The following is a 26995-nucleotide window of genomic DNA, read 5'->3' as shown; positions in this document are numbered from 1 at the left end:
TCCATCCCTTTCAACAGCTCAGGATGCAGAGAGAACTCGGGGATTCGAGAACCGGCCGGGAGCGGGACACCGTCCACCGGTACGACGAAGAGACTTCCACAATCTTGATACTTCCGAACGGAAGCGTATATCACATCGGTGCGCCCTGAACAGCCTTTGTGCGCTCGCGGCGATTTCGAACGGCCTCGTATCCACCCTGGACAACGCGGTGACCGGCGAAAATTCCTCGTGTACGCGGCTTCCGTGCGCCGAGTCGAGTGCTCGTTCACTGGTTACGTTTAACGAATCGCCGATATTTTGATCGACTGTGCAATGAATCGATCTTCTAAGTTTAACTATGCGCAACATATCGTCGAAATGAACCGTTGGATGACATGCCAAGGAGAACCGTGACGTCGACCGCCCTGCCACTCGCACACGAGGCCGACCGCCATGCGCGCGCCGCGATTCCGCGCCGCTTCCTCATGTGCCGCCCCGACTTCTTCGAGGTCAGTTACACGATCAATCCCTGGATGGACCCGACCGAACCCGTCGACCGCGCGCTCGCCGTGCGGCAGTGGGAACATCTGTACGCCACCTACCTCGCGTACGGGCACAGTGTCGAACTCGTCGACGGCGTCGCCGGTCTGCCCGATATGGTCTTCGCGGCCAACGGCGGAATCGTGGTGGGCGACAGGGCCATGGCGGCTCGGTTCACCTATCCGGAACGTCAGGGCGAAACCGCCCTGTACGCCAACTGGTTTCGCGACAATCACGGCGGGCAGGTCGTCGTGGCGAGTGAATTCAACGAGGGCGAAGGCGATTTCCTGCGCGCCGGTGAATTGATGTTGGCGGGCACCGGATTCCGGACCTCACCCGCGGCGCACCGCGAGGTTCAGGAGTACTTCGGCGTACAGGTCATCTCGCTGGAACTGGTCGATCCGCACTTCTATCACCTCGACACGGCGCTGTTCGTACTCGATCACGCCACGGTGGCCTACTATCCGCCCGCGTTCAGCGAATCGAGCAACGCCCTACTGCGCCAATTGTTCCCGGACGCGATCATCGCCACCGATGCCGACGCGCGGACCTTCGGACTCAATGCCCTGTGCGACGGCGCGAACGTCTTCCTGGCCGCCGCGGCGACCGATCTGCACGCCGCCCTGCGCGAGCGCGGCTACAACCCGGTCGGCATCGATATGTCCGAGCTGCTCAAGGCGGGCGGCAGCGTCAAATGCTGCACGCTGGAGATCGACCGATGACCACGGCCACCGCCGGCGAGACCGGCCGCGCATCGAGCGCCGCGCACGTCGCGCACAACTACAATCCGCTGCCGGTGATCGCCGAATACGCTGCGGGCGCGTGGATCACCGATACCGACGGCCGCCGGTATCTGGATATGCTCGGGGCCTACTCGGCCATGAATTTCGGCCACGGTCATCCGCGTCTGGTGGCCGCCGCGCGCGCACAACTCGAGCGGATGACACTGGTCAGCCGCGCCTTCGACCACAATCTGCTCGGTGAGTTCGCCGCCCGGCTGACCGCATTGACCGGCACCGAGATGATGATTCCGATGAACACCGGCGCGGAGGCGGTGGAAACGGCGATCAAGATCGCGCGCAAATGGGCCTACGAGGTCAAGGGTGTGCCCGACGGTCGGGCGGAGATCATCGTGGCCGCGGGCAACTTCCACGGCCGGACCACCACGATCGTCGGCTTCTCCGACGATCCCGGCGCGCGCAACGGATTCGGGCCGTACACGCCGGGTTTCATCAGCGTGCCCTACGGTGACGCCGACGCGGTAGCCCGGGCGGTCACTCCGAATACCGCGGCGGTACTGCTCGAACCGGTGCAGGGCGAGGCGGGCGTGATCATTCCGCCGCCGGACTATCTGCCCGCGGTCCGCCGACTGTGCACCGAACGCGGTGTGCTGTTCGTCGCCGACGAGGTGCAGTCCGGGCTGGGCCGTACCGGAACAACGCTTGCCGTCGAAAGGGTCGGCGTCACACCCGATCTCGTGGTGCTGGGCAAGGCCCTCGGTGGCGGAATCGTCCCGGTGTCGGCCGTGGTCGGCCGCCGCGAGATCCTCGGTGTCCTGCGCCCGGGGCAGCACGGCTCCACGTTCGGCGGCAATCCGCTCGCGTGTGCGGTCGGTCTGGCGGTGGTGGAACTGCTGTCGGACGGGTACTTTCAGCGCCGGGCCGCACGCCTGGGAGACGTACTGGCCGAACAGCTGAACCGGCTGCGCGGTCGCGGGGTGAATCAGCTTCGCACCGCCGGTCTGTGGGCCGGTATCGACATCGATCCCGAGCTGGCCACCGGCCGTCAGATCTGCGAACGTCTGGCCACCCGCGGCATTCTCGCCAAGGACACCCACGGCTCCACCATCCGCCTGTCGCCGCCGCTGGTCATCGAGGAAGACGAATTGGTCTGGGCCGTGGGGGAATTGGGCGCGGTACTCGCGGAACTCGAGAGTAATCGCGGCGTCCGCCGGTGAGTCTCGCCCGGTCCCGATCAGTTGCCCCCGGCGCTCCCCTCCGACCCGGGGCGTTGGTTCCCGCCGCCCGGAGCGATGCTCGGCGGGGCGCTCGGTGTCCGCGATGTATTCGTCGACTTCGGTGCGCTGGTCGACGGCGCGGATGATTTGGGCGCGCTCGTCGAGGGCGTCGATGAACTCGGTGCGCTCGTCGAGGGCGCCGAACCGCTCGTCGTCGGCTGCTGTGTGTCGGTGCTGCTCGGTGGGGGCGTGGTCGCGGGAGACCGGCTCTGCGTGGGTTGCGCCTTCTCCTCGTCCCCGCTCGTCGGGGGCTTGTCGGGCTGTCCACTCCCGCCGGTCCAGAGGTGTCCGACGGTGGTGACCTGATCACCCGAGATCGACTTTCCGGTGACGCCCTCGAAACCGGTGATCGCCAGGATCGCGATGACGAATCCCACCACGCTGGTGGCGATGATCAGCGGCCAGCGCAGGCGATACCGACGGCGTAGCTGACCGGTATTCGGTACCGGCGGCCGAGGATCCAACCGGGGGATGGCTACGGTCGGATCCCCGTCGAGGGGCCGTCCGGCTCCCGGTGGTCGGTTGTTCGGATGCCCCGCCCAGCCGTTGTTCGCCCAGCGCGGGTTGGGGCCGCCCATGCGCTGTCCGGGCACCTGCGGCAGGAGCTCGGTCTCCGCCCGGGTGTTCGGGTCCGCCAATGCCAGCGCCGCCTCCTTGGTGCGCTGCGCGGCCTCCTTGGTCTTGCGCAGCGAACGCAGATACAGCTCGCCGCCGACCGTGGACACCACGCTCGCGATCCCGGCGCCCGCCACGGTGCCGCCCACCCCGAGCGTCGATCCCAGAAAGGCCGCGGTCACCGCCGCCAGAGCCGCCGCGAGGACCTGCGACGGTTTGATGCCGTCCTTTTTGCCGGAGTTGCCTTTCCGATCTTCGCTCATCTTCCCGATCTGCTCGCGTCGTTACCGCTTCGATTCCTCAACGTTATAAGCCGTCCGGTCTGTTTGGCTCGTCGCGCGAACGTGAGGAGCGCCACTGTCGCTGCCGAGATGATCTCTGCGAGTTGATCTTCCGGCGCGGCGTGGCCGTCGGATGTCATACCGATTCGACATTGCCGCGCATGCCGAACCCGCGCTCCCGTTACCTTCGAGCATTCGATATGCAATACTCATTTGTCAGACCGGAAGTTTCCTGCGACCGATGTGGTGGTACCGGTCGCGGCGGGAATGTGGCATCCCAGCACATCAATTTCAGAAGATATGAAGTGAGCTTTTCTCGATGAGCACGACCCCTCGCCTGCTGGGCATTCTGATTCCCCTCTCCATTACCGTGGCCGCCCTCGCACCCGCCGCCGCGGCCGCCCCGATCGGACGATATGTCGCCCTCGGCGATTCCTATGCCGCCGCGGGCACGCTGACCGATCTCGCCGACGGCCCGCTCGGATGCGCCCGCGCCCGCGACGACTATCCCGGCGATCTGGCTCGGACCCTCGGCGTCGCCCAGTTCGTCGATGTCAGTTGTGGCAGCGCCACCACCGCCGATATGGCCCGCCCGCAGGTGACCCCGGCGGGGGTGAACGCACCCCAGTTCGACGCGCTGACCCCGGATACCGACCTGGTGACGATCAGTATCGGCGGCAACGACTTCGGTTTCGCCGATATCGCTGTGCGATGTGGTGCGCTCGGAATCGTCGACCCTGTCGGCGCACCCTGCCGTGCCCTACTGAATCTCGGCGGCGACCAGATCGGCGGGCGGCTCGCCGATGTCGCCCCGCGGGTCGGCGCGGTGCTCGACGAAATCCACCGCAGGGCGCCCCACGCCACCGTCGTCATGACCGGATATCTGCCCATCGTGCCCGCCATCGGCGGCTGCTGGCCGAATATGCCGATCGCCTCCGGCGATGTGCCGTTCCTCGCGGAGGTCACCGCGAGGCTCAACGGCATGCTGGCCGATACCGCGGCAGCGCACGACGCGCGGTTCGTCGATCCGGCCCCCCAACCCGGACACGATGCCTGCCAGGCCCCGGGGCAGCGCTGGGTGGAGGGTCCGGTGCCCGATTCGCCCTCGCTGTCGGTACATCCCAACGCGGCGGGGCAGGCGTACATGGCGCAGCGCGCGGCGGACGGCTTGGCGCGCTGACGCCGACGGACGGGTTTGCGGCATTCCGGCCACCGTTTCCCGCCGGACTTCTACGCTGATCGAGTGGCCGTGGTGGTCGGCGTGCACGGGATCGCGCAACAGTACAGGGGTGGCTATCAGTTGGCGGCCGCGTGGCTGGTCGCATTGCGCGACGGCCTGGTCGCGGCCGGACATGCCGACGCGGCAGAGCGTTTGGGGGTCGACGATCTTCGAGTGGCGTTCTTCGGGGACCTGTTCCGTCCCGCGGGCGCCATGTCGGCGCAGGGGCCGCAGTTCACGGTCGCGGATGTGAAACCGGGGCTGGAACGCGAGTTGCTGACGGCGCTTTACGACGAGGTCGTGACGGTGGAACCGGAACTCGCCCCGCCCGAGGACTCGATGGGACCGGGCCGGGTGGGGTTGCAGGTCGTGGTCGCGAAGCTGCTGCAATCGCGCACCTTCGCCGGTGTGGCGCAGCGGACCTTGATCGGCAATGTGAAGCAGGCGGTGCGGTTCCTGGTCGAGCCGGATGTCAAAGTCAAGGTGCTGGAACGGGTTTCGGCCATGGTCGGGCCCGATACCCGAGTGCTGGTCGGGCATTCGCTGGGTTCGGTGGTGGCATACGAGTTCCTCTGCTCGGCACCGTCGTCGGTGCGGACGCTGATCACCCTCGGCTCACCGCTCGGCGTGCCGAATCTGATCTTCGATCGCCTCACCCCCGCGCCCGACGGCGGCAAAGGGGTTTGGCCGCAGGGCATTTCGAATTGGGTGAATATCGCCGAGCGCAACGATGTGGTACCGCTGCGCAAAACCCTCGCCGAGCTGTTCCCGCCCACCTCCGGCGGCGCGGGCGTGCTGGACCGGCTCGTCGACAACGGGGACGAACCGCACGCCGTCGAGCGCTATCTCAACGCGGCGGCGACCGGCGCGGCCGTCGGGCAGAGCCTTGGCTGATCCGCCGGTACTGGTTGCGGTCGGCACCCAGCATTACGCGCGCGAGGATCTGGCCGCCCTGGACCGGGTGCCGAACTCGCTGGCGCAGATCGTGGAAACCCTTCGCGCGCTCGGTATTTCACCCGTGGAGGACGAAGGTCCGGGATATCTGCTCGATGTGGACCGCGCCCGGCTGTTCGCGGCCCTGCGCGGTGCGGTCGACCGGGCCTCGGTGGTCATCGTCTACTACACCGGCCACGGTGTGCAGTTCAACAATAAGTACTACCTGCCGCTGACGAGTACGCGCTCCGACCTGCCGGGCACCGCGATCGCGACACGGGAGCTGCTCGAGGACTACTTCCTGCGCCTGGACGAATACGGCGAGCCCGCGGCGGAGCAGCCGACGGTCCTGGTCATCTTCGACTGCTGTTTTTCCACCTCCGCGCTCATCGAGGGCATGCACAGCCTGCTCCAGGGCATCGGTAATGCCAATCTGTGGGTGATGGCCAGCGCCGATACCGTCGAGTACGCGCAGGACGGCGCGTTCGCGAAGGCGCTGAGCGAATATTTGCGCAACCCCAGAACCGGTCCCTCGCAACGGTATCTGAGCCTCGAGATCCTCGTTGGGGAGATCAACAGCGCCATCGCCCGCGCCGGAATCGATCAGGAGGCGCGCTGGTTCCCGCCCGCGCGTCGCGGCGTGACCGGGCTGCTGCCGTTCTTCCCGAACCCCGGTTTCCAACCACACGTCGCCGGTTTCACCATCGACGAGCAGCGACACTGGCCCGAATTCGACGGCTTCTACCTGACCGGCCGCGACGGCCGCATTCGCGCCCTCGAGGATCTCGCCGAATTCCTCACCGGATCCGGCCCCGGCATCGCGGTCGTCACCGGCAGTCCCGGATCGGGGAAATCGACGCTGCTCGCCCTGCCCGCTCAGCTCAGCGCCACCCGCACCCGAGAGGAGTTGCTGCGCACCGGATTACGCAATCCGCTCATACTGCGCGCGGGTGCGCTGCTGCCCGAGGAGCTCGAGGTCGTCGGCGTGCACGCGCGTGGCCTGAATACCGACCAGGTCGCCGCCGCGATCGCCGGATCGCTCGGCGTGCCGGGCGCGACGGCCAATGCCGTTCTCACCGAATTGGTTTCGGCCAAAGACTCGACGACCCACCGCGTGGTCGTGGACGCGATCGACGAGTCGGTGACTCCCGCCGATCTCCTCGAATTCCTGCGGACGCTGCCGAAGGTGGCGAGGATCAGGGTCGGCGTCGGCATGCGCGGGCATCTGCTCGATCGGCTCGCGGCGCCGGATCTGGTCATCGATCTCGACGCCGCGCGGTATCGCGATCGGACCGCGCTGATCTCCTATGTGCGACAGCTGCTCGTCGCGGCGTTCGAACCCGGCGTCACGACGGCCTATCGAGACGCCGAGGAGGCCGCGACGATCGTGGTCGCCGAGTCGATCGCGGCGAAAGCCTCCACCGCCCAGACCGATTCGTTCTTCATCGCCCGCTCGCTGGCCCTCGCGGTGCGTTCGCGTGCCGAGCCGATCGGCGAGGTCCCGGCCTCGGTGGCGGCGGCATTCGACGAGGATCTGGGGCGGTTCGGGCCGCGTGCGGAGATCGCGCGAATTCTGTTGGCGGCGTTGGCCTGGGCGAAGGGGCCCGGACTACCGTGGGAGAACGTCTGGGTGCCGGTGGCGCGCGCGATCGCGGCCGTGCGGGGCGGTCCGGCGATCGATGACGACGATGTGCGCTGGCTGCTGCGCCACGCCGGGTCCTACATCATCGAAGATGTCGGCCCCGGCGATCGATCGGTGTTCCGGCCGTTCCACGAACTGCTCGCCGCGCATCTGCGCGGCGACGATCCGGCGGCGGGTATCGGAGAACAGATCGTGCGGGCGCTGCTCGCGCAGGCGCGAGCGACCGGGTCCTGGCGCGACGCGCATCCCTACATTCGCACCTATCTCGCCGAGCACGCCCGCGACGCGGGTGCGGAGTGGGTGGAAGTGCTACTCGCGGAAGCGGATTACCCGGCGGTCGCAGATCCGGCGATTCTCACCCCGGTGCTGAGCGCGCTGGCGCCCGACGATCCGATGGTTCGCAGTTACCGGCGCGCGAGCCCGCTGCTCACCGATGATTGCGCGGACAATCTCGCCCACCTCGCCGAGGCCGCGGCGGCGCTCGTCGCCGATCCGGAGCTGTTCGCCGCCTCGACCCTGACCCCGACCTACCGAACCGTGCGCGTCTGGGCGGCCCGCGACGACAGTGTGCTCGCGTTCCGCGCACATCGTTCGTCGATCTCCGATATCGCCTTCGGGGCCGATCCCGGCGGTCGCCCGCTGTTGGTGACCATCACGCGCGGCGGTGACGAGGACGAGGTATGGGATGTGCGCACCGGGCGACCGCTCGGCGATCCGGCCGAGCAGGACGGTGAGCTGCGCATCGACGCCATCGGGATGGCCGGGACACGAGAGTTCCTCGGCGCGGACCGGCTGATCGGCGTGGACAACCGACTGCTGCACATCAGACGCGAGAATTTGGCGCTGGTGGTCACCGATGCTCGCACCGAGGAGATCGTCAGCACAATTCGCGTTCCGGTGGCGCTGGGATCGTGGACGCGGGCGATCCTGAACGCGCGCACGCTGATTCGCGACTTCCAGGATGTGTTCGGCGGGAGTCTGCCGCTGGCCGTCGGATCCGGGGTCGACGATCGACTGCTGCTGGCGACGGGGGATCGGCGTGGGCTGGTCCGGTTGTTCGCCGTGGACTCCGGTGCCGAGGTGGGGCAGTTGGCGGGGGAGAGTCGTGAAATGGTTGTGGCCCTGGCATTTTCGCGGGAGTGGAGTGGGGACTCGCACGAGCTTGCCGTGGTGCATCGCGGTGGGGAGATTCATTGCTGGGATCTCGTCGGTCGTCGCGTGCGGGCCACCGCGCACGCGGGGGAGGGGCATCTCACCGCGATCGACTTCGGGATATCCGACGATGTGAGAACTTTCATGATCGGCTACGGTGACGGCCGGATTCGGATCGACGGACGTGTCCTGCGCGGCCACAGCGAGGCGGTGAACGCCGTGGCCCTGCCCGGATCAGGATCATCGATCGCGGCCTCCGCGGATGCGCGGGGTACCGTTCGCGTCTGGGACCTCGGATCGGAGTCGACCCCGCCGGGGCGTGGTGACGAGGTGCCGAGACTGGCGATCGGTTCGGCGAATCATCTTGCTATCGGGACGGATTCGGGTGAGGTCCGTGTGATGACCACGCGACCGGACCGGCAGTGGTCGATCTGTCACCGCCACTCCGCCGCCATCGCCGCGATCGCTTTCGGCTCCGGTCCCACCGGCCCGCTGCTCGCCACCGCGGATACCGCCGGTCAGGTGCGGCTGTTCGATGTGGACGGCAGAAGCCTTGTCACACAATCGGTTCGGGTGGACGGAACGGTCGAGGCCATCGGCTGCGGCACGCTCGCCTCGGGCCTGCCCTTCATCGCCGTCGCACAACAGTGGCCCGGTGAGGTCCGAGTATGGCGGATCGACGCCAAGGGCCGAGCGCACCGCGTGACCCGCCGAGACCTCCCACGCCCCGATATCCGCGACCACCTCACCATCGAAGCCCTCACAGGCAGCCCCACAGGCGAGGTACTCGCGCTGACAACACTACGACCACCCACATCGGACCCGACCACCCTCACCCTGTGGAACATCACCACCGGCGAACAACTCTCCAACCACACATTCACCCGCCGCCCCACCGTGGCCTTCGCAACCGCCCCCGACGGCCGCCCGATCATAGCGGCGACCGCCGAGAACGAACCCATCCAAACCTGGGACGCCCTAACCGCCACACCACTGTGGAACCCCTTGCCCCACAACGGAAGCGCCCAAATCACCGCCCTGAACCTCACCTGGACCCCGGACAACCGCCCCCTACTGACAACCGGCGACAACACCGACACCATCCAAATCCTCGACCCCCTGACTCACCACCCCCTCACCACAATCCACCGCCGCTCAACCCCGAAATCCGTCGCCCTCACCGCCGATATCCTCTGCGTCCGCGACGGCGACGGGCTCGCGATGCTCAGGGTGGCGGATGTGCTGAAGTGAGCCATGGGTGCGCCGGATTCGATCGGGATACCTCTTGCGGGCGGACTGATTTGTCTGCCATCGCCAGCCGCCGACCGGACAGCAGTTGAATCGAACTCCGCAGGGCAGGCCCGAAAGCCAACGGCGCGAACGCATCTCGGACAATCGACTGTCCGCCTGTTCGGGGCGAGGCGCGCCAAATGTGGGCGGTGCGCTATTGCTCACAGAGCCCCGTACTCGCCGACGAGTCGGCCGCCGACCCAGGTCTGCAGGACCTTCGTCTGCCAGAGCGCGCGGCCGGGTTCGAGGGCGAACGGGTTCTGGTCGACCAGGAGGAAATCGGCGTATTTGCCGGGTTCGAGGGAGCCGATCATCGTCTCCTGGTGGGCGGCGTAGGCGGCGTCGAGGGTGAAGGCGCGGTAGGCCTCGGTGGGGGTCATGGCCTGGTCGGGGCGCCAGCCGCCGGTGGGTAGGCCGGATCGGTCGGTGCGGGTGATCGCGGCGTGGAGGCCGTCGAAGGGGTTGTGGGAGGAGACCGGGAAGTCCGAACCGGCCGCGATTCTCGTGCGCTGGTCCAGGAATGTTCGCCATGCGTACGCGCCGGTGAGACGTCGTGCGCCGATTCGGGTTTCGGCCATGTTCATATCGTCGGTGGCGTGTACGGGCTGCATCGAGGCGATGAGGTCGAGTCCGGTGAAGCGCGGGATGTCCGATGGCGCGAGGACCTGGGCGTGTTCGATGCGATGGCGCAGTCGGGGTGCGCGCGAGGTTCGCAGGACCTCGTCGTAGGCGTCGAGCACCATCCGATTGCCGAGATCGCCGATGGCGTGCACGGCCACCTGATAGCCGGCCTCGACGATCTGCCGTACGCGCGAGGTCAATTCGGCCTGGGTCAGCTGTGGCAGGCCCCGGGCGTCGGGCTGATCGTCGTAGGGTTCGAGCAGTGCCGCACCGTGGCTGCCGAGTGCGCCGTCGACGAAGAGTTTGACCGTCCGGATGCGCAGCGTATCGGCCACGGAATCGGTGCGCGCCTGCGCGCCGAGGGCGGTGAAGGCCTCCCAGGACAGAAACGCGTTGATCCGCACCGACATTCGGCCACTGCGGGCGCAGTTGTACAGCGCGGCAACCTGATCGGCATTGGTGGAGGCATCGCTGACCGCGGTGAGCCCGGCCGCGAGCATTGTGCGCTGGGCGGCCTGGAGATGCTCCTCGTGATCGGACAGCGTCGTGGCGGGCGTCTTGCGATCCACCAGTTCGGTGGCGGCATCGATCAGTACGCCCGTCGGCGCGCCCGCGGCGTCGCGAACGATCCGGCCACCGGCCGGATCCGGTGTCGAGACACTCACCTCCGCGGCCCGCAGCGCGGCCGAATTCGCCAGTCCCGCATGGCCGTCCACGCGACACAGCCACACCGGCCGATCACTTGCCACCCGGTCGACATCGGCCGCGGTCGGCAGTCGGCCGAGCCCCCAGACCACCTCGTTCCAGCCCCTGCCCAGCACCCACGGCCGATCCGCATGCTCGCGGGCATAGGTCCCGATGACCCGCAGCGCGTCGTCGAGCGAGCGCGTCTCGGACAGATCGACCCGACTCGCGACCGCCCCGAGATTCCAGACGTGCCCGTGCGCATCGTGCAGCCCCGTCAGACACACGCGGCCGCGCCCATCGATCCGCCGAGCGCCGCCGGCCTCGCCCGGATCGAGCGCCTCGACCTTCCCATCCGCTCCCACCAGCAGACTCCGAAATTCGCGCAGCCGACCATCGCCCGTGGGCGTGAACCCGCGCACCCCGTCGACGAGCACCCGTTCGACCACCGGCCGCGGCGCGTCCTGCGCGCACCCGGCCACCAGTCCGGTCGCGGTGACGCCGATCAGGGAGAGGATGTGACGTCTACTGAGTTGAGCAGGCTCGGCCGAGTGACCGCAGTTCGGGCACATGAAGTTCTCACTCTCACGGGCGGGTCGAAATGCTGGAAAACACGAGCGGTGCGTTTGTATTCTATTGCAGCGGTGGCTATTTCGGTTCGAACTTCGCCCGGACGTTGTCCAGATAGACGCTGCCGTGGACGGGTTCGCTCAGCGTCGCGTCCAGTAGATCGCGCGGCAGCGGTCGTCGTTCCGAATATTCCGTGCGCGCCTCACGCCGAAAGGTCGTGCCGTCGGGTGCGGGTTCGAGGCTGTAGGTGACGGTGTAGCCGACGTCGGGCCTGCCGAACGGCTCCTCGGCCGAGAATTCGAAGACCTTCCCCCGCTCGGCCCGCCGCACGATGTAGTCCAGCCTTGTTTGCAGCCCGGTGACCGGATCGCGGATGTGGTCGGCGAAGCGCGCGCCGACCGCCGCCGACCCGCGTGTACCACCCTCCACGCGTTCCGAGGAGGGAATCAGCTCAGGCCAATTCGCCGGGACGGAGACCAGGTCGTACAGGTCTTCGGGCGACGCCGCGATGGTCTGCTCGACCGCTGTGATGATGGTGATCATCATGTCCTCGGTTCTGTCTCGACGAGTCGATCGTGCAGCAGAACGAGGTCTCGCCGCTAGCGAGATGAGGTGCGGATCACTCCCGCCCGCAGCTCGGAGACCGTGATGTAGGGGGCGTAGTGGCCCCCAGAACGGGGGGATTGAGCGGGGCGTGAAATCTGTGCCACAGTTCAGCACGTCCCCAGTTCTGGGGAATTCCCTTGTGAGAAAAGGTAATTCAACTTGTTCTCTCCGAACAGAGCGGCCGCGGTGGCGACACTGGGTGTGCTCGCCACCGCGATAGCGCTCGCCGCGCCCCAGGCGGGGGCCACCGTCACCAGCATTCGCGTCGACCACGGGCAGAGCTTCGGCAGCTCGGATCCGGCCCTCGGCGCAGGGTGCTCCTACCCGGTGGTCGCCACCACGGATCCGGGGCAGGAGGTGATCTTCGTCGACGAGGCCGACGGTCATCCGATCCGTGGGGGGTTCCAGCCCGCGGTGGTGATCGCCGACGCCACCGGAACGGCCCGCACCACCTGGACGCCGGCCAATCGGGGTCAGCACCGGGTGCTGGTGGCCGAATTCCGCTCCGACGACGACTTCGACACCTACTCCCACCGTGCGCCGTACACCGTGGGAACCGGTATCACCGTCGGACCCAACTGCGTGGTGCTGCCGTAGGAGCGGCGAGTACCGGCGGGACGTCTACTTCAGTAGTTCGATCGCGGGTGCGAACGCCTCCATATCCGCTTCCAGGACAGTGAAATATGTGATCCCGTAGCGGTCTCGGCATTCGCGCACGCCGTCGGCGATCTGCTGCGGTGTACCCACCATCACCGCCGGGACCTCGTCGATCCGATCATCGGTGAATCCCGGGACGGCCGCGCGCACCCGCGCACCCACGCCGTCCCGGTCCGCCGGTGCGCCCACGCCCCACACCAGCAGATTGAGTTCTACCCGATCGCGGCGGTCGCCGAGCAGATCGCGGACATACGCGGCGCGCTCGGCGACCTGTTCCGGTCCCGCGACGTTCGGCGGGGCGTCCTTCGGCATCACCGCGCCGGGCAGGCCCACCACGTCGGCATGCTGAGCGGCGATGCGCAGCAAGCGATTTCCCGAACCGGCGATCAGCACCGGCGGGCCGCCTGGTCGCGCCGGGGCCGGCTGATACGCGGGGTCGGAGTGTAGTTTGCGCATGGTGAGCACGGTCTGTTCGATGTAGTCCACGCGCGCGCCCGGGCCCGGCATCGCCATCCCGATCGCGTCGAACTCCTCCCGCACATAACCCGCGCCCAGTCCGAGTTCCACTCTGCCGCCGCTGAATTGGTCCAGTGCCGCGACATCGCGAGCCAGCAATGCGGGGTTGTAGAACGGGGTATTCAATACGCAGGTACCCAACCGGATCCGCTCGGTGACCTCCGCGGCCAGCATCAGAGTCGGAAACGGCGCGGGCATTCCGAGATGATCGGGCACCGAGAAGACGTCGTAACCGAGCGCCTCGGCCCGCCGGGCCTTCTCCGTCACCTCGCGACGGGTGCTTACCGAGAACATATTGACGCCGAAGCGGAATCCACGAGTCATAACTTGTTTCCTACCATCCACTTTCGGATGCTATGGTTCCGGCTCGGCCGGCCGACCGGTACGGCCGCGGTTACCTCGGGGGTCTCCTTGTTCAATTGGTATGTCGCGCTGCTCGCGATCAGTGGTATCGCCATGATCGCCATGGCCCTGGTGAAGCACGGGCAGAGCACGACCGCGCGCTCGATCAACTTCATCTTCGGCGCGGTCTTCGTCGGCTACGCCTTCTACCTCGCATTCCTGTTCGACGGCGGTTCGTATCTGATCTTCTTCCAGGCCTTCATCGTCCCGGTGCTGATGGCGGTCAACTTCTTCCGCAACCGCACCCCGCGGCCGAAGCTCACCGAGACGCAGCGGGCCTGGCGGGAGTATCAGCAGTCCGAACAGCAGCGGTAGGGCGTACCGTCCAGCCATGGCTACATATATCGATCTGCTGTACCAGGTGCTGGCCGCGGAACCGGATGCGGTGGCGTTCGTCTGGAAGGACGGCTCGCTGACGTATCGGCAGACCGCGGAGCGGGTTTCGCAGGTCGCGCACGCGCTGCGGGCGGCCGGGCTGGGGCAGGGCGACGGGGTGGCCATGCTGTCGACCAATCATCCCGAGTCGTTCGTGGTGATGATGGGCGCGATTGCGGCGGGGTGTCGGTACACGTCGTTGCATCCCATGGGATCGGCGGATGATCACACCGCGGTATTGGCTCGCGCCGAGGTGTCGGCCTTCTGTTACGAGGGGCGTTTCGACGAGCATGTTTCGACGTTGCGCGGTCTGCCCGAGGTGATCTGGCGGCTCGACGAACCGGCGTATCTCGATCAGCCCACGACGCGGCCGCGGATCGAGGTGCTTGCCGACGATCTCGCCTTCCTACCGTTCACCGGCGGTACGACCGGTGTGCCGAAGGGGGTCATGCTGCCGCACCGGGTGTTGGTCGCCAATGCGCTGATGACCTTGGCGGCCTGGGAGCTTCCGGAAACACCGCGCTTCCTCGCGGTCACTCCGGTATCCCATGCCACCGGGCTGATCCTGCTCCCGGTGCTCGCGCGCGGCGGAACCGTTGTGCTGCAACAGAAATTCGAACTCGAGGAGTTCGCGCGCAATATCGCCGAGCATCGGCCGAATATGACCTTCGTGGTCCCCTCGATCCTCTACGCGCTGCTGGACGCCGGAACCGATCTGTCGGGCTTCGAGACCATCGTCTACGGCGCGTCACCGATGGCTCCGGCCCGGCTCGCCGAGGCCATCGAGCGGTTCGGGCCGATCTTCATGCAGATGTACGCCCAGACCGAAGCGCCCAATACCGTCACCGTCCTGCGTCGCGGCGACCACACGCCCGGCCGTCTCGAATCCTGTGGGCGGCCGGTGCCGGGCAATAGCGTGAAGCTGCTCGATCCCGACGGCGACGAGGTGCCGATCGGGGAAATCGGCGAGATCTGCGTGCGCGGACCGCTGGTCATGGACGGCTACTGGAAGGCGCCGGATCTGACCGCCGAGGCCATGCGGGGCGGCTGGCTGCACACCGGCGATCTGGCCCGCGCCGATGAGCGCGGCCTGCTCACCATCGTCGACCGCGCCAAAGACATGGTGGTCACCGGCGGATTCAATGTCTACAGCCGCGAGGTCGAAGACGTTCTCGTCCAGCATCCGGCCGTCGGCCAGGCGGCGGTGATCGGCGTCCCGGATCCCAAATGGGGAGAGGCGGTTCTGGCCGTGGTGATCACCAACGCGCCCGTGACCGCCGACGAACTCATCGCATTCGTCAAGGAGCACAAGGGTTCCGTCCACGCGCCCAAGCGGGTCGAATTCGTCGACTCCCTCCCACTGACCGCCGTGGGCAAACCCGATAAGAAACAATTGCGCGCCCGCTACTGGGCCGACACCGATCGGCAGGTCGGCTGAGCGGTCCCGATCGGGTCCGGGCAGACTGGTCGAGCGATGAAACTGCCCGAACTGCCTGATCTTCCCGTGCGCGCCGCGCTCGACGAGGTGTGCGAGACGCTGGCCGCGCGCGGAACCGCCGTGCTCGTCGCGCCGCCGGGCACCGGTAAGACGACCCTGGTGCCATTGGCTTTGGCCGCGGCGGCCGACGGGCGCGTGGTGGTCGCCGAGCCGCGGCGGCTGGCGGCGCGGGCGGCCGCCGCGCGGATGGCGGCACTGCTGGGCGAGCGGGTCGGCGACACCGTCGGCTATTCCGTCCGTGGCGATCGGCGCGTGAGCGCGGGCACTCGCATCGAGGTGGTGACCTCGGGTCTGCTGGTGCGGCGATTGCAGGGCGATCCGGAACTGGCCGGGGTTCGGACGATCGTGCTCGACGAATGTCACGAGCGGCATCTGGACGCCGACCTGCTGCTGGCCCTGTTGCTGGATGCGCGGAACGGCCTGCGCCCGGACCTGCGGGTGCTGGCCACCTCGGCGACGGTGGCCGCGGATCGGTTGGCGGATCTGCTCGGCGACGATCGACCCGCGCCGACGCTGGAGGTGCGGGGGCGAACCTATCCGGTCGACATCGCGTACGTGCCACCGATCAAGGGCGAGCGAACCGAGACGCAGGTGGCACGGGCGACCCGGACCGCGCTGGCCGAAACCGACGGGGATGTGCTGGTCTTCCTGCCCGGTGCGGCGGAGATTCGGCGGACCGCGGCGCTGCTGACCGGGCTGCGGGAGGTCGATGTGCTGCCGCTGCACGGGCGTCTGTCGGCGGCCTCGCAGGATCTCGCGCTGGCCCGGGGCGCGCGGCGACGCGTCGTATTGTCCACGGCGGTAGCCGAATCCAGCCTGACCGTGCCCGGCGTGCGCGCGGTGGTGGACTCCGGACTGGCCCGCGTGCCGCGCACCGACCACCGGCGCGGACTGTCCGGGCTGGCGACGGTTCGGGTCTCGGCGGCCGTCGCCGACCAGCGCGCCGGGCGTGCGGGTCGCGAAGCGCCGGGCCGGGTGTGGCGATGCTGGCCGGAGAACGAACACGCCACGCTGCCCGCCTATCCCGAACCGGAGATCCGCACCGCCGACCTGACGCGGCTGACGCTGGAACTCGCGTGCTGGGGAACACCCGACGGCGAGGGCCTGGCCTGGTGGGATGCCCCACCGCCCGGCCCGCTGGCCGCGGGCCGAGAAGTGTTGCGGGCCTTGGGAGCCGTGGCCGCGGACGGTTCGGTGACCGATCGCGGCAGGAGGATGGCCGCGCTGGGTCTGCATCCCAGACTCGCCCGCGCCCTGCTCGACGGTGCGGCCGTGGTCGGGGCGCGGACCGCCGCGGAAGTGGTCGCGCTGCTCGACGACGACACCCTGGCATCCGGAGTCGATGTGGTAGAGGCGATCCGCGCGCTGCGTCGCGAACGCCCGTCGCGCTGGAAGCGGGAGGCGGAGCGATTGGCCCGTCTCGTCGAGGGGACTGCCGATGGCGAGGACGATCCGGCTTTCGTTGTGGCGCTTGCTCATCCGGAACGTCTTGCCCGGCGACGCGCCGCGGGATCGACGAGTTACCTCATGGCCGGTGGCACCGCGGTGACCCTGCCGCCCGGCTCCGGCCTGGCCGATTCGGAATGGCTGGCCGTCGCGGTGGCCGCCCGCGATCCGGGACGGTCCGAGGGCCGTATTCGCCTGGCGGCCAACGCCGATGTGGAGCTTGCCCGCCGCGCGGCCCCGAGCCTGCTGGCCACGATCGAGGAGGTCGACTGGGTCGACGGGGATGTGGTGGCCCGTCGGGTGACGCGCCTGGGCGCGCTGGTCTTGTCGGAGCGGCCGCTGCGCGATCCGGATTCCGGGTCGATCGCCGCCGCGCTGCGCACTGGGTTACACACGGTCGGACTGGGCCTGTTGCGTTGGGACGCGGAGACACTCGCGCTGCGCCAACGCCTGGACTTCCTGCAGCGCACCCTGGGCGCGCCGTGGCCGCCGGTCGACGACGAGGCCCTGCTCGCCGATCTCGATGCCTGGCTGGGCCCGGAACTGGCCACCGCCCGTCGCCGCGCGGACCTCGAACGCGTCGACACCGGCCGGGCGCTGCGCCGCCTGCTGCCCTGGCCCGCGGCCGCCCGTTTCGACGAGCTCGCCCCGGAACGTCTGGAAGTCCCGTCCGGCAGCCGAATTCGCGTGGACTACTCCGGCGAGCGCCCGGTGCTGGCCGTGCGGGTGCAGGAGGTGTTCGGCTGGTCCGATACGCCCGCACTGGCCGACGGGGCGGCCCCGGTGCTGCTGCACCTGCTGTCCCCGGCACAGCGCCCGGTGGCCGTCACCGCGGATCTGGCGTCCTTCTGGAGCACGGGTTGGCCGCAGGTTCGCGCCGAGCTGCGCGGCCGCTATCCCAAACATTCGTGGCCGGAGGATCCGGCGAGCGTTCCCGCGCACCGCGGTACGGCTCGCCGCGCGTCGCGCGGGTAGATCTCGGAACTACTGCGGCGGCTGCGGAGGCGGGGTCTCGGACGCGCAGACGGCGTAGGCGACGACCTGGCGCGAGGAATGGCTCGCGACCTCCCAGCCGGAATCGTCGGCGGTCGGCCTGCTGTATTCGAGAGTGTCCGGGGCCTGGCCGTTTCCGGCCTCCCATCCGCCGCTCGTGGCCTTGGCCCCGTCCGGACAGGTCGCGACGGACGCCTTGCCCTGCGGCCCCTTGACGACCTGATAGGTGGTATCGGCATGGGCGATCGGGCCGGGCCCGGCCGCGGCGATCGCGACGCCCGCCAGCGCAACGGTCACCCAGTGGGTGGGACGACGTAAATACATATTTCCCCTTTCGATCGCATGGGTTCGTCGAGACGTATTCGATGCCGCGGCCGCCGTGGATGAGAATTCGAATTGTCGCGTCCGCGTGGAATCAGACGGTCGGGATCGGCCGGGTGGTCAGATACAGGGCCGGGAGACCGCGGCGGCGGACCATGAATTCGGCGATCACGAGATTGGGCAGCCAGGCGAGGAAGGCCAGCGGGGCATAGGCATTGGCGGAGAGGGCGGCGAAATCGGCGTCGGGCCCGGCGAAGGGGAGCTGTATCAGAATGAGGGCGGCGAATTCCAGGCGCAGCGTGACCGCGGCGTAGGTCAGGGCGAAGCAGCGGATCATCCAGGCCTGATGGGAGGCGATATCGCGGTCGCGCACCGCGCGGAAGGCACGCCAAGCCGTCCAGGGCCACAGCACGGCCAGCGCGCCGAAGCCGAAGAATCCCACCATGCCGGCGGAATTGAACGGCGCCATGACGAGGGCCGCGACGCCGCCGACGAGAACCGCGATCAGGTAGATCCGTCCTATGGCGCGGTGAATACGAATATGCCGCACGCGAATTCGTTTCGCGAACTGCCAGGGTCCCAGTGCCAGCGCGAGTCCGGCGAGGACGATGTGCAAGTAGAAGGCCACCTGAATCGGCCAGGGTCTGGCGGCATAGGTCGCCGCGAGTCCGGTGTGTGCGCGGGCGAGCGAATCCAATGAGCCCTGGGCGTATTGGCCGACGAAGTACGCCGCGACGGCGACGGAGGAGAGGGTGACCCAGGCCCAGCTGGAGCGGGCGGTGGTCGTGATGGTCATGACCCGAGAAGACACGCTGACCCAGCGGCAGGGTCAACCGTTAGAGAGTCTCACTCTTGCTATTGCTTATCGCCCCGATCTGGTTATAGGCTCTAACCAAGTCGATAGCTGCTTACCAACGCTGTGAGGACCACGCCCATGAGCGACATCAGCGCGTCGAAGACGCAGACCACGATGCTCGGAATCGTCCTGATCGCCGCGCTCGCCGCGGTCGACAACCGTTCGACCGAGGAATGAGGAAACATCATGTCCATCACCACATCTGGGCCCGAGTCGACGCATCGCGCGGCCGACCGGCTGCCGCGCTGGGTCACGGTCTCGGCCTGGCTGGTGCCGGTTCTGATCATCGGTCAATTCGCCATGGTCGCGATCGTGCCGGTGCTCGCCACACTGATCGGCACCCTGCGCGGCACTCGTCGAGGCGCACTGCGCTGGGCGGCCGTCGCGCTCGCCGTGGCCTATGCCATTCCGCTGATCCGCTGGGCGACCGAAGCCGATCCCGCGCCGAGTCTGTCCAAGGATATGCATCCCGTCCTGGCCGCGGTCATCGTCGTGGTGAGTCTCGGCTATCAGCTCGTGCGCCTGCGGCGGCGAGGCTGAGGGCCGTAATGGCGTGGAGTACAAGGCAACTCGCCGAACTAGCTGGTACCAGCGTGCGCGCTGTGCGGCACTATCACGAGATCGGCCTGCTGGCCGAACCCGAACGGCGGTCCAACGGCTACAAGCGCTACGGCGTGCCGGATCTGGTGCGCCTGCTGCGGATCAAACGCCTCATCGATCTGGGCTTCTCGCTGGCGCGGATCGCCCAGATGGGCGATATGACCGACCATCCCGAACAGGCGCTGCGCACCCTGGACGCCGAACTCGCCGCGACCGTCGAACGGCTGCAACGGATTCGCGCCGAACTGGCCCTGACGCTGCGCCAGGCCACACCGACCGACCTGCCGCCCCGCTTGGCGGTGGCCGCGGTCGAGGTGGACCTGTCCGAGGCCGACCGTGCGCTGGCCGTCGTGCTGACCCGGGTGCTCGGCCCCGCGACCATCGAGGCCTACGCCGACATGCTGGAGACGTGGTTCACCCATCCCGCGGTCATCGAATTCGGCCGATTGCCAGCCGATTCCGATGAGCGCGCCCGGCGCGAGTCGGCGCAGCGTCTGGCCCGATTCGTGCGAGAGCTGTTCGGCAGCCGTCCGGAACTGCGGGAGATCGGCCTCGCCGCGCCGCACGGGCCACGGGTCGCCACGGAGACGATCGTGCTGGCCCTGAACGAGCTGTACACCCCCGTGCAACTCGATGTGCTGCGCCGCCTCGCCAAGCTGCTCGGCGGTGTGTGAAGGTTTGTGAGCCAGGCGATCGTTCACGGGCGTGTGGCCTCGTCCACGAGGGCGTCGATGATCTCGTCGACGCCCGAACTCGATTCGGCGGGAACCTGATTCAGGATGATCGTGATCGCGCGGTCGGGGGCCGCGCCGCCCGCGGTGTAGAAGCCGGGGATGCTTCCGCCGTGGCCCCAGACTTCGACGCCGGAGGCGGTGGTCTTGCCGAACAGTCCCAATCCGACTCGGTCCGCGGAGTGCGGATCGGCGACGGTGCGGCGCATCTCGGCCAGCTGGGCGGGCGGTACGACCGCGCCCGAGAGCAGGGTGAGGAAGAATCGGTTCAGGTCGTGGCCGGTGGAGATCATCGCGCCGTCGGGCAGGCCGCCGTTGGGGTCGATATCGGTGATATCGGTACGGCCGCCGTCGTTTTCGAGATAGGCGCGCGGGTGCGGGCCCCGGATGACGGCCTCGGCCGGGTATCGGGGCCAGTAGGTGTCGCGCAGTCCCAGCGGGTTGATGATTCGTTGGGTCACTTCGACATCGACAGGCGTGCCGGTCACTCGTTCGATCAACTGCCCCGCCAACAGGTAGTTGGTATTGGAGTATGCGAAACTCACGCCGGGGGCGAAGGTTGCGGGTTGATCCAGGCCGAGGCGGATCAGATCGCCGATCGAGTGATCGCGGGTGAGCGCCTCGACAAAGTCGAGATCCAGCATGGTGAGATAATCGGGAATCGCGCTGGTGTGCTGCAGCAGATTTCGGACGGTTATCGCGCGGCCGTCGCCGCCGGGACCGGCGACGGGCAGATAGCGTGCCACCGGGGCGTCGAGTTCCACCCGGCGCTGCGCGACCAGTTGCAGGACCACCGAGGCGACGAAGGTCTTGGTATTGCTCGCGATTCGCGCCCGGGCGGCGTCGGGGAAGGCCGCTCCCGTACTCGTATCGGCGACGCCGCTGGTGAGCGTGAGATCACGACCGTCGCGGGTCAGCACCAGTTGCGCTCCGGGAACCGCGGCGTCGTGCACGAGCCGATCCAGCAGCGTCTGTAGGCGCGCGGCGCGATCGGGTGGATGTCGGTCCGCGCATCCGCCGACCCCGACGGGTATGGCCAGAACGAGCGTCGCCGCCACGGCGAGGGGCCATTTCACTGTCGTACCTCCTGCTCCGATGTCCTCAGCCAACACCCTGCCGTAGGGGCACATACAAGGACTCTCGGACGTATCGGACATCGTTCCGTGCTCTTGTCGATCAATCTTGTTCGGGTGCAACTCTGTTCGGTATCTGGTTCGGTCCAGGTGGGTCCGGTGTGGAGGGATCATGAGCGAACAGATGTTGCCCCGTGAGCGTCGTCGGACGCGCATGCGGGCGGCGATATTCCACATCCGCACCCTCGACTGACCGGACGAGCATCGGCTCGAAGGTGACGGTTCGCTGACATTCGCCGGATACCCGCGTGCCCGCCTGGTGTGGGCTGCCTCGCGACGCGAGGATTCGGTACGACCGCCGACCCCGGCGGCCGGTACCGAACCTTCGAAAGGCTGGCGCGATGGCCGACTACACCGATCTGCGGGCGCTGTTCGTCAATTGCACGTTGAAACGTTCGCCGGAGCCCAGTAATACCGGGGGGCTGATCGATGTGAGTGCCCACATCATGGCGAAGAACGGTGTGCGGGTTTCGCATATTCGCGCGGTCGATCACGATATCGCCAGCGGGGTCTGGCCCGATATGACCGAGCACGGGTGGGAGACCGACGAGTGGCCGGTGTTGCAGCGGCAGGTGATGGAGGCCGATATTCTCGTTCTTGCCGGGCCGATCTGGTTGGGGGACAACAGTTCTGTGATGAAGAAGGTCATCGAGAGGTTGTACGGGAACTCGTCGATTCTCAACGAGCGTGGCCAGTACGCCTACTACGGGCGGGTCGGCGGCTGTCTGATCACCGGTAACGAGGACGGCATCAAACACTGTGCCATGAACGTTCTCTACAGCCTGCAGCACCTCGGATACACGATCCCGCCGCAGGCCGATGCGGGGTGGATCGGTGAGGCCGGTCCCGGACCGTCGTATCTGGATCCCGGCTCGGGCGGGCCGGACAACGACTTCACCAACCGCAACACCACCTTCATGACGTGGAATCTGCTGCATCTTGCGCGAATGCTGAAGGACAACAACGGAATTCCCGCGCACGGTAACCAGCGTTCGGAGTGGGACGCCGGATGCCGGTTCGACTTCGAGAATCCCGAATATCGCTGAGTCGGACGAACAGTTCCCGGTTTACGAACCGAGCCGCACCGACGGGCTCTGCAGCGTGATCGGGCTGACCGCGGCGTCCAGGTCGGGATCCAATTGCGTGATCACCACGATGCGCCAGCCGTCGCCGCTGTCGGCGAGCAGGGTCTCGTAGGGGATCTTGGCCAGGGCGTTACCGTCGTCGTCGTGCCATTCCCAGGTGGCGGAGATGGTCGCGGCGCGGGCGTTGAGGATGCGGATCGTATGGCCGCATTCGACGCCGCGTCGGCGTTTCGCCTCGTGGGCCGCCTCGAACATGGTGACGTACCCGTTGACGACCTCCGCCGCATTGCGCAGGGTGACCGCGCCGCTGCTGGACACCGACAGCATCGGCACGGCGAAGTAGTCGAACAGCGTCGGCAGATCGCCGGTCAGCAGGCCGGGCAGAGCCTCGAGGTAGCTCTCGTACCAGCGACTGATCTGTGTGGTGAGCTCGGTTGTCGACGAGGTGTTCACTGGCTGCCTCCGAGGAGTGGTATCGGTGATCGCGAGTTCGAACCTGTCATGCGTCATAGGCACGATAGCTCGTATTCGCGCTGATAGACGCGATTGGCGTCCCGGTCCACGAGTACGGCGGGGTCCTGGGCAAAGCCTGAGGAGCTATTCGGCGAGTGTCACCGAGTTGCCGTGATCGGTGATGGCCGAGCGATGGTTGCCGCAGGCCGCGGTGTCGCCGCTGGCTCGGGTCGCGGTCACCTGGCCCGCATTACCGGTCGGATAGGTGAAGGTCGCGGTGGCGGGCGTTTCGGTGGCGCAGTTGCCGGTGGTCATGCCGTAGTCCTCGATCCAGACCGCGGAGGAGGGGCGCAACTGCTTCTGACCGGATCGGGTCCACAGATAGCCGATCGTGGACTCCTTGCCGGTCGTGGTGTCGGCGACGGCGGCGACCCAGCGGGTCGCGCCGTCGGAATGCGCGTCGACCTTCCAGACGCGCAGCCGGTAGGGCCTGCCGACGGCCCAATCGTAGGGGAGTTGGCAGTGCCAGCCCACGCCCTCGCCGCCGAAGGTCTCACACGACGCGCCCGGTCCGGCCTGGGCCGCGCCCGGGGAGTTCCATACCGAGAAGATCGCCTGGCGGCCGTGTGGAGTCTGCTGGATGCCCATGTACCCCCCGTCGCCGCCCTCGAAGCCGAACTGGTGCGCGAAAAACCTTGTGGGACCGGGCTTCTGCACCGTCACCGTGGTGTCCAGATTCCACATGCCCGCGCCGGAGTAGCCCCACCACTGATGAACCGCGGCCTGCGCGGCCTCGGCCGGGGCGGCCGTTCCGGACAGTGCCAGCAGGCTGAGCAGCATCGGGACGATGAGGCGAGCGATCGGATTGCGGCGCATGCCTTTCCTCCGGTACGAGTATCGAAAGCATTGCGGGACAAGGTATTCGCTGGTGATGCTACGACGTGACAGGCGCTGGTCGCGTGATGAGCCCACCGGGTGGGCTGGTGAATAGGGGGTCGCCCGGACGACATCTCGGTGACGAATCGTCGACCCCATGAGAGCGATGCCGGTAATATCGGGGGCCTCCTTCCAATGCGGGATCGGTGAGACGCGCGTGAAACGCGCGTGAGATTACCGCCCTGAAAACTCACTCCCAGACGTGGATCGGCCATTCGATCCACCGATTCGGACCCACACCGAATGGGGAGGAAATTCATGGGGCAGGCGACCGATACCATCCTGCTTCGCCTGGCGACGACGGCCGGGATCCACGACCTCGTATTCCCGGCCTCGGACACCGGCCGCACCCGGGTGCGCACGCTGCTTTCGGCGGTGTATCAGCTGCCCTACGCAGTGATCCACGACGTCACGGCGGTCGATGTACTCGCCGCGGAATGCGCGGAACCGCTGTATCCGGTGATCCGGCGGACCGGGAATTGGACCCAGACCATGCCCGGGCACATCCGCACCGATGTCGATATCGTCGGCAGCGACGGCGCCGATCCGAAATGGATCGATGTCGTGGCGGATCTGGCGGCCACGGTGGTGCTGGACATCGATCCGGGCGAGCTGGATTCGTTGCGCATCGGCCCGCTCGGTGATTTCGCCACCCTCGACGAGTTCCGGGCGAAGTTCCGCTATATCGACCTCGACGCGTTCATGCGCGAGAACGGTCTGAGCACGGTCGAACAGTTGCGGCGCGCGTTCCGCTATCTGCTCGCGGAGGTGAAGGTCAAGCCCGCTCCGGCCTTCGACCCGGCCGATCCGGCGGCGAGTCGCCGGTTGACGCTGCGGATCGGAATCCTCATCCGGGAGACCATCGATCTCACCGCCGCGCTGCGCGATGTGCGGCACATGCTGGCCGCGCAGCCGCCGATCGTGAACGAACTGCGCGACGGCGATTTCGCCGAAACCATTTCCCGTACAGCGCCTCTGGTGGTCTTCCCGGCCACGGCGGTGACCGGCAGCGGATTCACCCAGGACCAGATCATCGCCTTCTTCGCCGCCCAGCAGATTCTCGCCGTCTTCGTCTGATCGGCACATCGAAAACCTTTGAAGGAGTAGCAATGCCACGCTCACGAGCCGCGGCGGAGGACGCCGGAGGCGAACCTCCCGAGCAGTCGCGGGATGTGCAGGAATCGCCAATCGCCATGTCGCACGAAGAAATCGAGGAATATCGCGCGAAATTGCGGGCCCGGTACCACGAGCCGTGACGATTCGGCGCTCGACATCCCTTTCCCATCCAGCTAGGAGAACAACCCATGACACTCCGCTATGTGCGTGTCTTTCCCTCGTTCGATTACGTGTCCCCCGCGATCCGACCGACCGGGAACCTGGTCGTGATCGGTGCGGCGACGGCCGGTGACGCGAATGTTCCGGTCCAGGTGAGCACGCCCGACGAGGCGCTCACGAAATTCACCGCGAAGAACTCCGCGGCGTCGGCGCTGTCGGCGTCGCTCGCCACGGCCATGCGCCAGAATCCGAGCGCGACCCAGTTCTGGGGCATTCGCCAGGACACTGACATCACCAAATCCCTGGTGGCCGCCGAGGCGCTCAACGTTCAGTTCGTGGTGCTGGCCAATACCGCGCTGACCACCGATACCGCCAAAACCGGCGGGGCCATCGCCGCGCTGCGCGATCACGTTGTCACCGTATCCAATCGGGTGGACGGCAAGGAGCGCATGGGCGTGGCGATGCTGACCAAGGGCGTCGCCGAGGCGACGCTGGTCGCGGGCGCCCTCGCCGACGACCGCATGGTCTACGTCGCGCATCAGAGCGACGACGACGCCGCGGCCGCGGTCGCGGGCACGATCGCCGGATATCCGCCCTACACCTCGATGGTGCTCAAGCAGGTCGCGATCAGCAGCGCGCCCTTCACCGCCGCGCAGATCGACACGCTCAACGGCAGTGAGGACGAATCGAATCCGATTCCGCCCGGCATCAACGGCAACGGGGTCGTGTGGCTGACCTCGCCCACCCTCATCCCGGGTGGCGGCGTCTATCTCGGCGAGGGCTACACCGGCAATCGCGCGGGGCTGAAGTTCATCGATGTGCAGCGCACGATCGATGACATCACCTTCCGGCTGAAGGCCCGCATGATCGGTTCCATCGGCAATCTGCGCATCAGCCGATCGGGCTTGCGCTCGTTGATCGTTCAGATGGAGGCGGTGCTCAATCCGCTCGTCGCCGGCGGCGTGCTGGAGAGCTTCAAGGTCAGCATTCCGGTGCTGAACCTGCTCGACGCCGATCCGGCGACGCTGTCCCCGGCGCAGGTGCAGGCGGTCAAGGACGCGCACACCAGCCGTATCGCGCAGGTCTTGGTGAGCGTCGAGTACGCGGGCGCCATGCACCGCATCAACATCAACCTGAAATTCAACTGACGGCCGATCCGCGAACCCTAGGACAGAACAATGCCCAACTGGAACACCCGACTCGAAGTTCGGCTCGGCAGCACGGTTGTCAGCCCGATCTCGCAGTTCACGCCCACCTTCAATGTGCCGCACACCGTGGTGCACAGCGTCGAGGCCGACAATCTCGGCTACGTCCGCCAGCCGCAGACCTTCACCTTCACCATGACCGTGCAGGCCTTCGCCTCGGTGGTCGCCGACCTCACCCAACTCGCCATGACCGGCAAGGAATTCGAGATCGCCGTGGCCGAGAAGACCGGCACCGACTGGTCGTTCAAGGCGCTGAAGTTCAGCCGCTGCGTCATCACCTCCGCCAACCCCAGCAATGTCGTCATCGACGGTGTGCCGCAGGCGACCTTCACCTGCATGTGCCTGCAGCCGGGGATCGAGTAGG

At 67.4% G+C, this 26995-nt stretch carries 25 protein-coding genes; 16 read left to right on the top strand and 9 right to left on the bottom strand.

What is annotated here, in order from left to right; all coding sequences use genetic code 11:
* The first annotated feature begins 389 nt into the window (after positions 1 to 389).
* Together ddaH and rocD are read left to right on the top strand one after the other, a co-directional pair.
* Entirely contained in the window at positions 390 to 1241 is an 852-nt protein-coding gene (gene ddaH / locus NP4_RS05685) for a dimethylargininase (RefSeq protein ID WP_307596422.1), read from the top strand.
* Entirely contained in the window at positions 1238 to 2476 is a 1239-nt protein-coding gene (gene rocD / locus NP4_RS05680; protein WP_067992919.1) for an ornithine--oxo-acid transaminase, read from the top strand. Before ddaH ends, rocD begins: the two co-directional genes overlap by 4 nt.
* 17 nt (positions 2477 to 2493) lie before the next feature.
* On the opposite strand, the gene NP4_RS42075 is transcribed toward rocD, so the two are convergent.
* Positions 2494 to 3414, bottom strand: coding sequence for a hypothetical protein (locus tag NP4_RS42075; RefSeq protein ID WP_067992915.1), 921 nt, complete (start codon positions 3412 to 3414; stop codon positions 2494 to 2496).
* A 337-nt stretch (positions 3415 to 3751) separates the two neighbouring features.
* On the opposite strand from NP4_RS42075, the gene NP4_RS05670 reads away from it, so the two are divergent.
* The 3 genes from NP4_RS05670 to NP4_RS05660 all read left to right on the top strand — a co-directional run bounded on the left by NP4_RS05670 (position 3752) and on the right by NP4_RS05660 (position 9629).
* Positions 3752 to 4612, top strand: coding sequence for an SGNH/GDSL hydrolase family protein (locus NP4_RS05670; RefSeq protein WP_067992913.1), 861 nt, complete (start codon positions 3752 to 3754; stop codon positions 4610 to 4612).
* A gap of 63 nt (positions 4613 to 4675) precedes the next feature.
* A complete protein-coding gene (locus tag NP4_RS05665; protein WP_067992911.1) occupies positions 4676 to 5545 on the top strand; it encodes a PGAP1-like alpha/beta domain-containing protein in 870 nt (289 codons plus the stop codon).
* Entirely contained in the window at positions 5538 to 9629 is a 4092-nt protein-coding gene (locus tag NP4_RS05660; protein WP_067992908.1) for a caspase family protein, read from the top strand. The genes NP4_RS05665 and NP4_RS05660 overlap by 8 nt, the downstream gene beginning before the upstream one ends.
* Before the next feature lie 200 nt (positions 9630 to 9829).
* Here NP4_RS05660 and NP4_RS05655 read toward each other — a convergent pair whose 3' ends face one another.
* Together NP4_RS05655 and NP4_RS41500 are read right to left on the bottom strand one after the other, a co-directional pair.
* Complete coding sequence (locus tag NP4_RS05655) at positions 9830 to 11545, bottom strand: amidohydrolase (protein WP_174556098.1); 1716 nt, start codon at positions 11543 to 11545, stop codon at positions 9830 to 9832.
* 76 nt (positions 11546 to 11621) lie between these two features.
* A complete protein-coding gene (locus tag NP4_RS41500) occupies positions 11622 to 12089 on the bottom strand; it encodes an SRPBCC family protein (protein ID WP_067992905.1) in 468 nt (155 codons plus the stop codon).
* Between the two features lie 219 nt (positions 12090 to 12308).
* Here NP4_RS41500 and NP4_RS41495 point away from each other — a divergent pair, with 219 nt between their 5' ends.
* Positions 12309 to 12746 (top strand): hypothetical protein, encoded by a 438-nt coding sequence (locus NP4_RS41495; RefSeq protein WP_169813662.1) that lies wholly within the window; start codon positions 12309 to 12311, stop codon positions 12744 to 12746.
* Between the two features lie 24 nt (positions 12747 to 12770).
* On the opposite strand, the gene NP4_RS05640 is transcribed toward NP4_RS41495, so the two are convergent.
* A complete protein-coding gene (locus NP4_RS05640; RefSeq protein ID WP_067992900.1) occupies positions 12771 to 13646 on the bottom strand; it encodes a TIGR03621 family F420-dependent LLM class oxidoreductase in 876 nt (291 codons plus the stop codon).
* 27 nt (positions 13647 to 13673) lie between these two features.
* Between NP4_RS05640 and NP4_RS05635 the strand changes: the two genes are divergently transcribed.
* From NP4_RS05635 to hrpB, 3 genes are read left to right on the top strand one after another with little or no spacing between them, the layout of a single operon-like run.
* A complete protein-coding gene (locus NP4_RS05635) occupies positions 13674 to 14039 on the top strand; it encodes a hypothetical protein (protein WP_245997191.1) in 366 nt (121 codons plus the stop codon).
* Positions 14040 to 14055: 16 nt separating this feature from the next.
* Complete coding sequence (locus NP4_RS05630; RefSeq protein WP_082875575.1) at positions 14056 to 15537, top strand: AMP-binding protein; 1482 nt, start codon at positions 14056 to 14058, stop codon at positions 15535 to 15537.
* Positions 15538 to 15573: 36 nt separating this feature from the next.
* A complete protein-coding gene (hrpB, locus tag NP4_RS05625; protein ID WP_174556097.1) occupies positions 15574 to 18018 on the top strand; it encodes an ATP-dependent helicase HrpB in 2445 nt (814 codons plus the stop codon).
* Positions 18019 to 18027: 9 nt separating this feature from the next.
* Here the strand turns inward: hrpB and NP4_RS05620 are convergent, their stop codons facing one another.
* Together NP4_RS05620 and NP4_RS05615 are read right to left on the bottom strand one after the other, a co-directional pair.
* Entirely contained in the window at positions 18028 to 18360 is a 333-nt protein-coding gene (locus NP4_RS05620; RefSeq protein ID WP_067992894.1) for a hypothetical protein, read from the bottom strand.
* A 91-nt stretch (positions 18361 to 18451) separates the two neighbouring features.
* Positions 18452 to 19153: a DUF2306 domain-containing protein gene (locus NP4_RS05615; RefSeq protein ID WP_067992891.1), complete on the bottom strand. Its 702-nt coding sequence runs from the start codon at positions 19151 to 19153 to the stop codon at positions 18452 to 18454.
* Positions 19154 to 19399: 246 nt separating this feature from the next.
* Here NP4_RS05615 and NP4_RS05610 point away from each other — a divergent pair, with 246 nt between their 5' ends.
* Positions 19400 to 19753, top strand: coding sequence for a hypothetical protein (locus NP4_RS05610; protein WP_067992888.1), 354 nt, complete (start codon positions 19400 to 19402; stop codon positions 19751 to 19753).
* An 8-nt stretch (positions 19754 to 19761) separates the two neighbouring features.
* On the top strand, positions 19762 to 20487 hold the full coding sequence (locus NP4_RS05605) for a MerR family transcriptional regulator (protein ID WP_067992884.1): 726 nt from the start codon (positions 19762 to 19764) through the stop codon (positions 20485 to 20487).
* Positions 20488 to 20510: 23 nt separating this feature from the next.
* On the opposite strand, the gene NP4_RS05600 is transcribed toward NP4_RS05605, so the two are convergent.
* Positions 20511 to 21620 carry a serine hydrolase domain-containing protein gene (locus NP4_RS05600; protein WP_067992881.1) on the bottom strand — a complete coding sequence of 370 codons (1110 nt, stop codon included), beginning with the start codon at positions 21618 to 21620 and terminating at the stop codon, positions 20511 to 20513.
* Positions 21621 to 22018: 398 nt separating this feature from the next.
* On the opposite strand from NP4_RS05600, the gene NP4_RS05595 reads away from it, so the two are divergent.
* The gene (locus NP4_RS05595; RefSeq protein ID WP_067992878.1) at positions 22019 to 22723 is read left to right on the top strand and encodes a flavodoxin family protein; all 705 of its coding nucleotides are present in this window, start codon (positions 22019 to 22021) and stop codon (positions 22721 to 22723) included.
* 21 nt (positions 22724 to 22744) lie between these two features.
* On the opposite strand, the gene NP4_RS05590 is transcribed toward NP4_RS05595, so the two are convergent.
* Together NP4_RS05590 and NP4_RS05585 are read right to left on the bottom strand one after the other, a co-directional pair.
* Entirely contained in the window at positions 22745 to 23215 is a 471-nt protein-coding gene (locus NP4_RS05590; protein WP_114755519.1) for a DUF6841 family protein, read from the bottom strand.
* 144 nt (positions 23216 to 23359) lie between these two features.
* Complete coding sequence (locus NP4_RS05585; RefSeq protein ID WP_067992872.1) at positions 23360 to 24091, bottom strand: DUF3472 domain-containing protein; 732 nt, start codon at positions 24089 to 24091, stop codon at positions 23360 to 23362.
* Between the two features lie 318 nt (positions 24092 to 24409).
* Between NP4_RS05585 and NP4_RS05580 the strand changes: the two genes are divergently transcribed.
* Genes NP4_RS05580 through NP4_RS05570 form a run of 4 tightly spaced genes read left to right on the top strand, consistent with a single transcriptional unit; the run spans position 24410 to position 26994 of the window.
* Positions 24410 to 25228: a hypothetical protein gene (locus NP4_RS05580; protein ID WP_067992870.1), complete on the top strand. Its 819-nt coding sequence runs from the start codon at positions 24410 to 24412 to the stop codon at positions 25226 to 25228.
* Positions 25229 to 25260: 32 nt separating this feature from the next.
* Positions 25261 to 25407, top strand: coding sequence for a hypothetical protein (locus tag NP4_RS40695; RefSeq protein WP_156524889.1), 147 nt, complete (start codon positions 25261 to 25263; stop codon positions 25405 to 25407).
* 48 nt (positions 25408 to 25455) lie between these two features.
* Positions 25456 to 26574 (top strand): hypothetical protein, encoded by a 1119-nt coding sequence (locus tag NP4_RS05575; protein ID WP_067992867.1) that lies wholly within the window; start codon positions 25456 to 25458, stop codon positions 26572 to 26574.
* 30 nt (positions 26575 to 26604) lie between these two features.
* Positions 26605 to 26994: a hypothetical protein gene (locus NP4_RS05570; protein ID WP_067992861.1), complete on the top strand. Its 390-nt coding sequence runs from the start codon at positions 26605 to 26607 to the stop codon at positions 26992 to 26994.
* Position 26995 lies beyond the last annotated feature (1 nt).

The sequence above is a fragment of the Nocardia pseudobrasiliensis NBRC 108224 genome (assembly GCF_001613105.1).
Taxonomy (GTDB): Bacteria; Actinomycetota; Actinomycetes; order Mycobacteriales; family Mycobacteriaceae; genus Nocardia; species Nocardia pseudobrasiliensis.
Note: the sequence above shows the minus strand (reverse complement) of the source record. Positions and strands in the feature narration are given on the sequence as shown.

Excerpts from the sequence above, each read along its gene's own strand:
- NP4_RS05605 (WP_067992884.1), top strand. The coding sequence starts at position 19,762 with ATGGCGTGGAGTACAAGGCAACTCGCCGAACTAGCTGGTACCAGCGTG.
- NP4_RS42075 (WP_067992915.1), bottom strand. The coding sequence starts at position 3,414 with ATGAGCGAAGATCGGAAAGGCAACTCCGGCAAAAAGGACGGCATCAAA.
- hrpB (WP_174556097.1), top strand. The coding sequence starts at position 15,574 with ATGAAACTGCCCGAACTGCCTGATCTTCCCGTGCGCGCCGCGCTCGAC.
- NP4_RS05670 (WP_067992913.1), top strand. The coding sequence starts at position 3,752 with ATGAGCACGACCCCTCGCCTGCTGGGCATTCTGATTCCCCTCTCCATT.
- NP4_RS41500 (WP_067992905.1), bottom strand. The coding sequence starts at position 12,089 with ATGATGATCACCATCATCACAGCGGTCGAGCAGACCATCGCGGCGTCG.
- NP4_RS05635 (WP_245997191.1), top strand. The coding sequence starts at position 13,674 with ATGCTATGGTTCCGGCTCGGCCGGCCGACCGGTACGGCCGCGGTTACC.
- NP4_RS05575 (WP_067992867.1), top strand. The coding sequence starts at position 25,456 with ATGACACTCCGCTATGTGCGTGTCTTTCCCTCGTTCGATTACGTGTCC.
- NP4_RS05630 (WP_082875575.1), top strand. The coding sequence starts at position 14,056 with ATGGCTACATATATCGATCTGCTGTACCAGGTGCTGGCCGCGGAACCG.
- NP4_RS05640 (WP_067992900.1), bottom strand. The coding sequence starts at position 13,646 with ATGACTCGTGGATTCCGCTTCGGCGTCAATATGTTCTCGGTAAGCACC.
- NP4_RS05615 (WP_067992891.1), bottom strand. The coding sequence starts at position 19,153 with ATGACCATCACGACCACCGCCCGCTCCAGCTGGGCCTGGGTCACCCTC.
- NP4_RS05610 (WP_067992888.1), top strand. The coding sequence starts at position 19,400 with ATGTCCATCACCACATCTGGGCCCGAGTCGACGCATCGCGCGGCCGAC.
- rocD (WP_067992919.1), top strand. The coding sequence starts at position 1,238 with ATGACCACGGCCACCGCCGGCGAGACCGGCCGCGCATCGAGCGCCGCG.
- NP4_RS40695 (WP_156524889.1), top strand. The coding sequence starts at position 25,261 with ATGCCACGCTCACGAGCCGCGGCGGAGGACGCCGGAGGCGAACCTCCC.
- NP4_RS05570 (WP_067992861.1), top strand. The coding sequence starts at position 26,605 with ATGCCCAACTGGAACACCCGACTCGAAGTTCGGCTCGGCAGCACGGTT.
- NP4_RS05595 (WP_067992878.1), top strand. The coding sequence starts at position 22,019 with ATGGCCGACTACACCGATCTGCGGGCGCTGTTCGTCAATTGCACGTTG.
- NP4_RS05580 (WP_067992870.1), top strand. The coding sequence starts at position 24,410 with ATGGGGCAGGCGACCGATACCATCCTGCTTCGCCTGGCGACGACGGCC.
- NP4_RS05620 (WP_067992894.1), bottom strand. The coding sequence starts at position 18,360 with ATGTATTTACGTCGTCCCACCCACTGGGTGACCGTTGCGCTGGCGGGC.
- NP4_RS05585 (WP_067992872.1), bottom strand. The coding sequence starts at position 24,091 with ATGCGCCGCAATCCGATCGCTCGCCTCATCGTCCCGATGCTGCTCAGC.
- NP4_RS05655 (WP_174556098.1), bottom strand. The coding sequence starts at position 11,545 with ATGTGCCCGAACTGCGGTCACTCGGCCGAGCCTGCTCAACTCAGTAGA.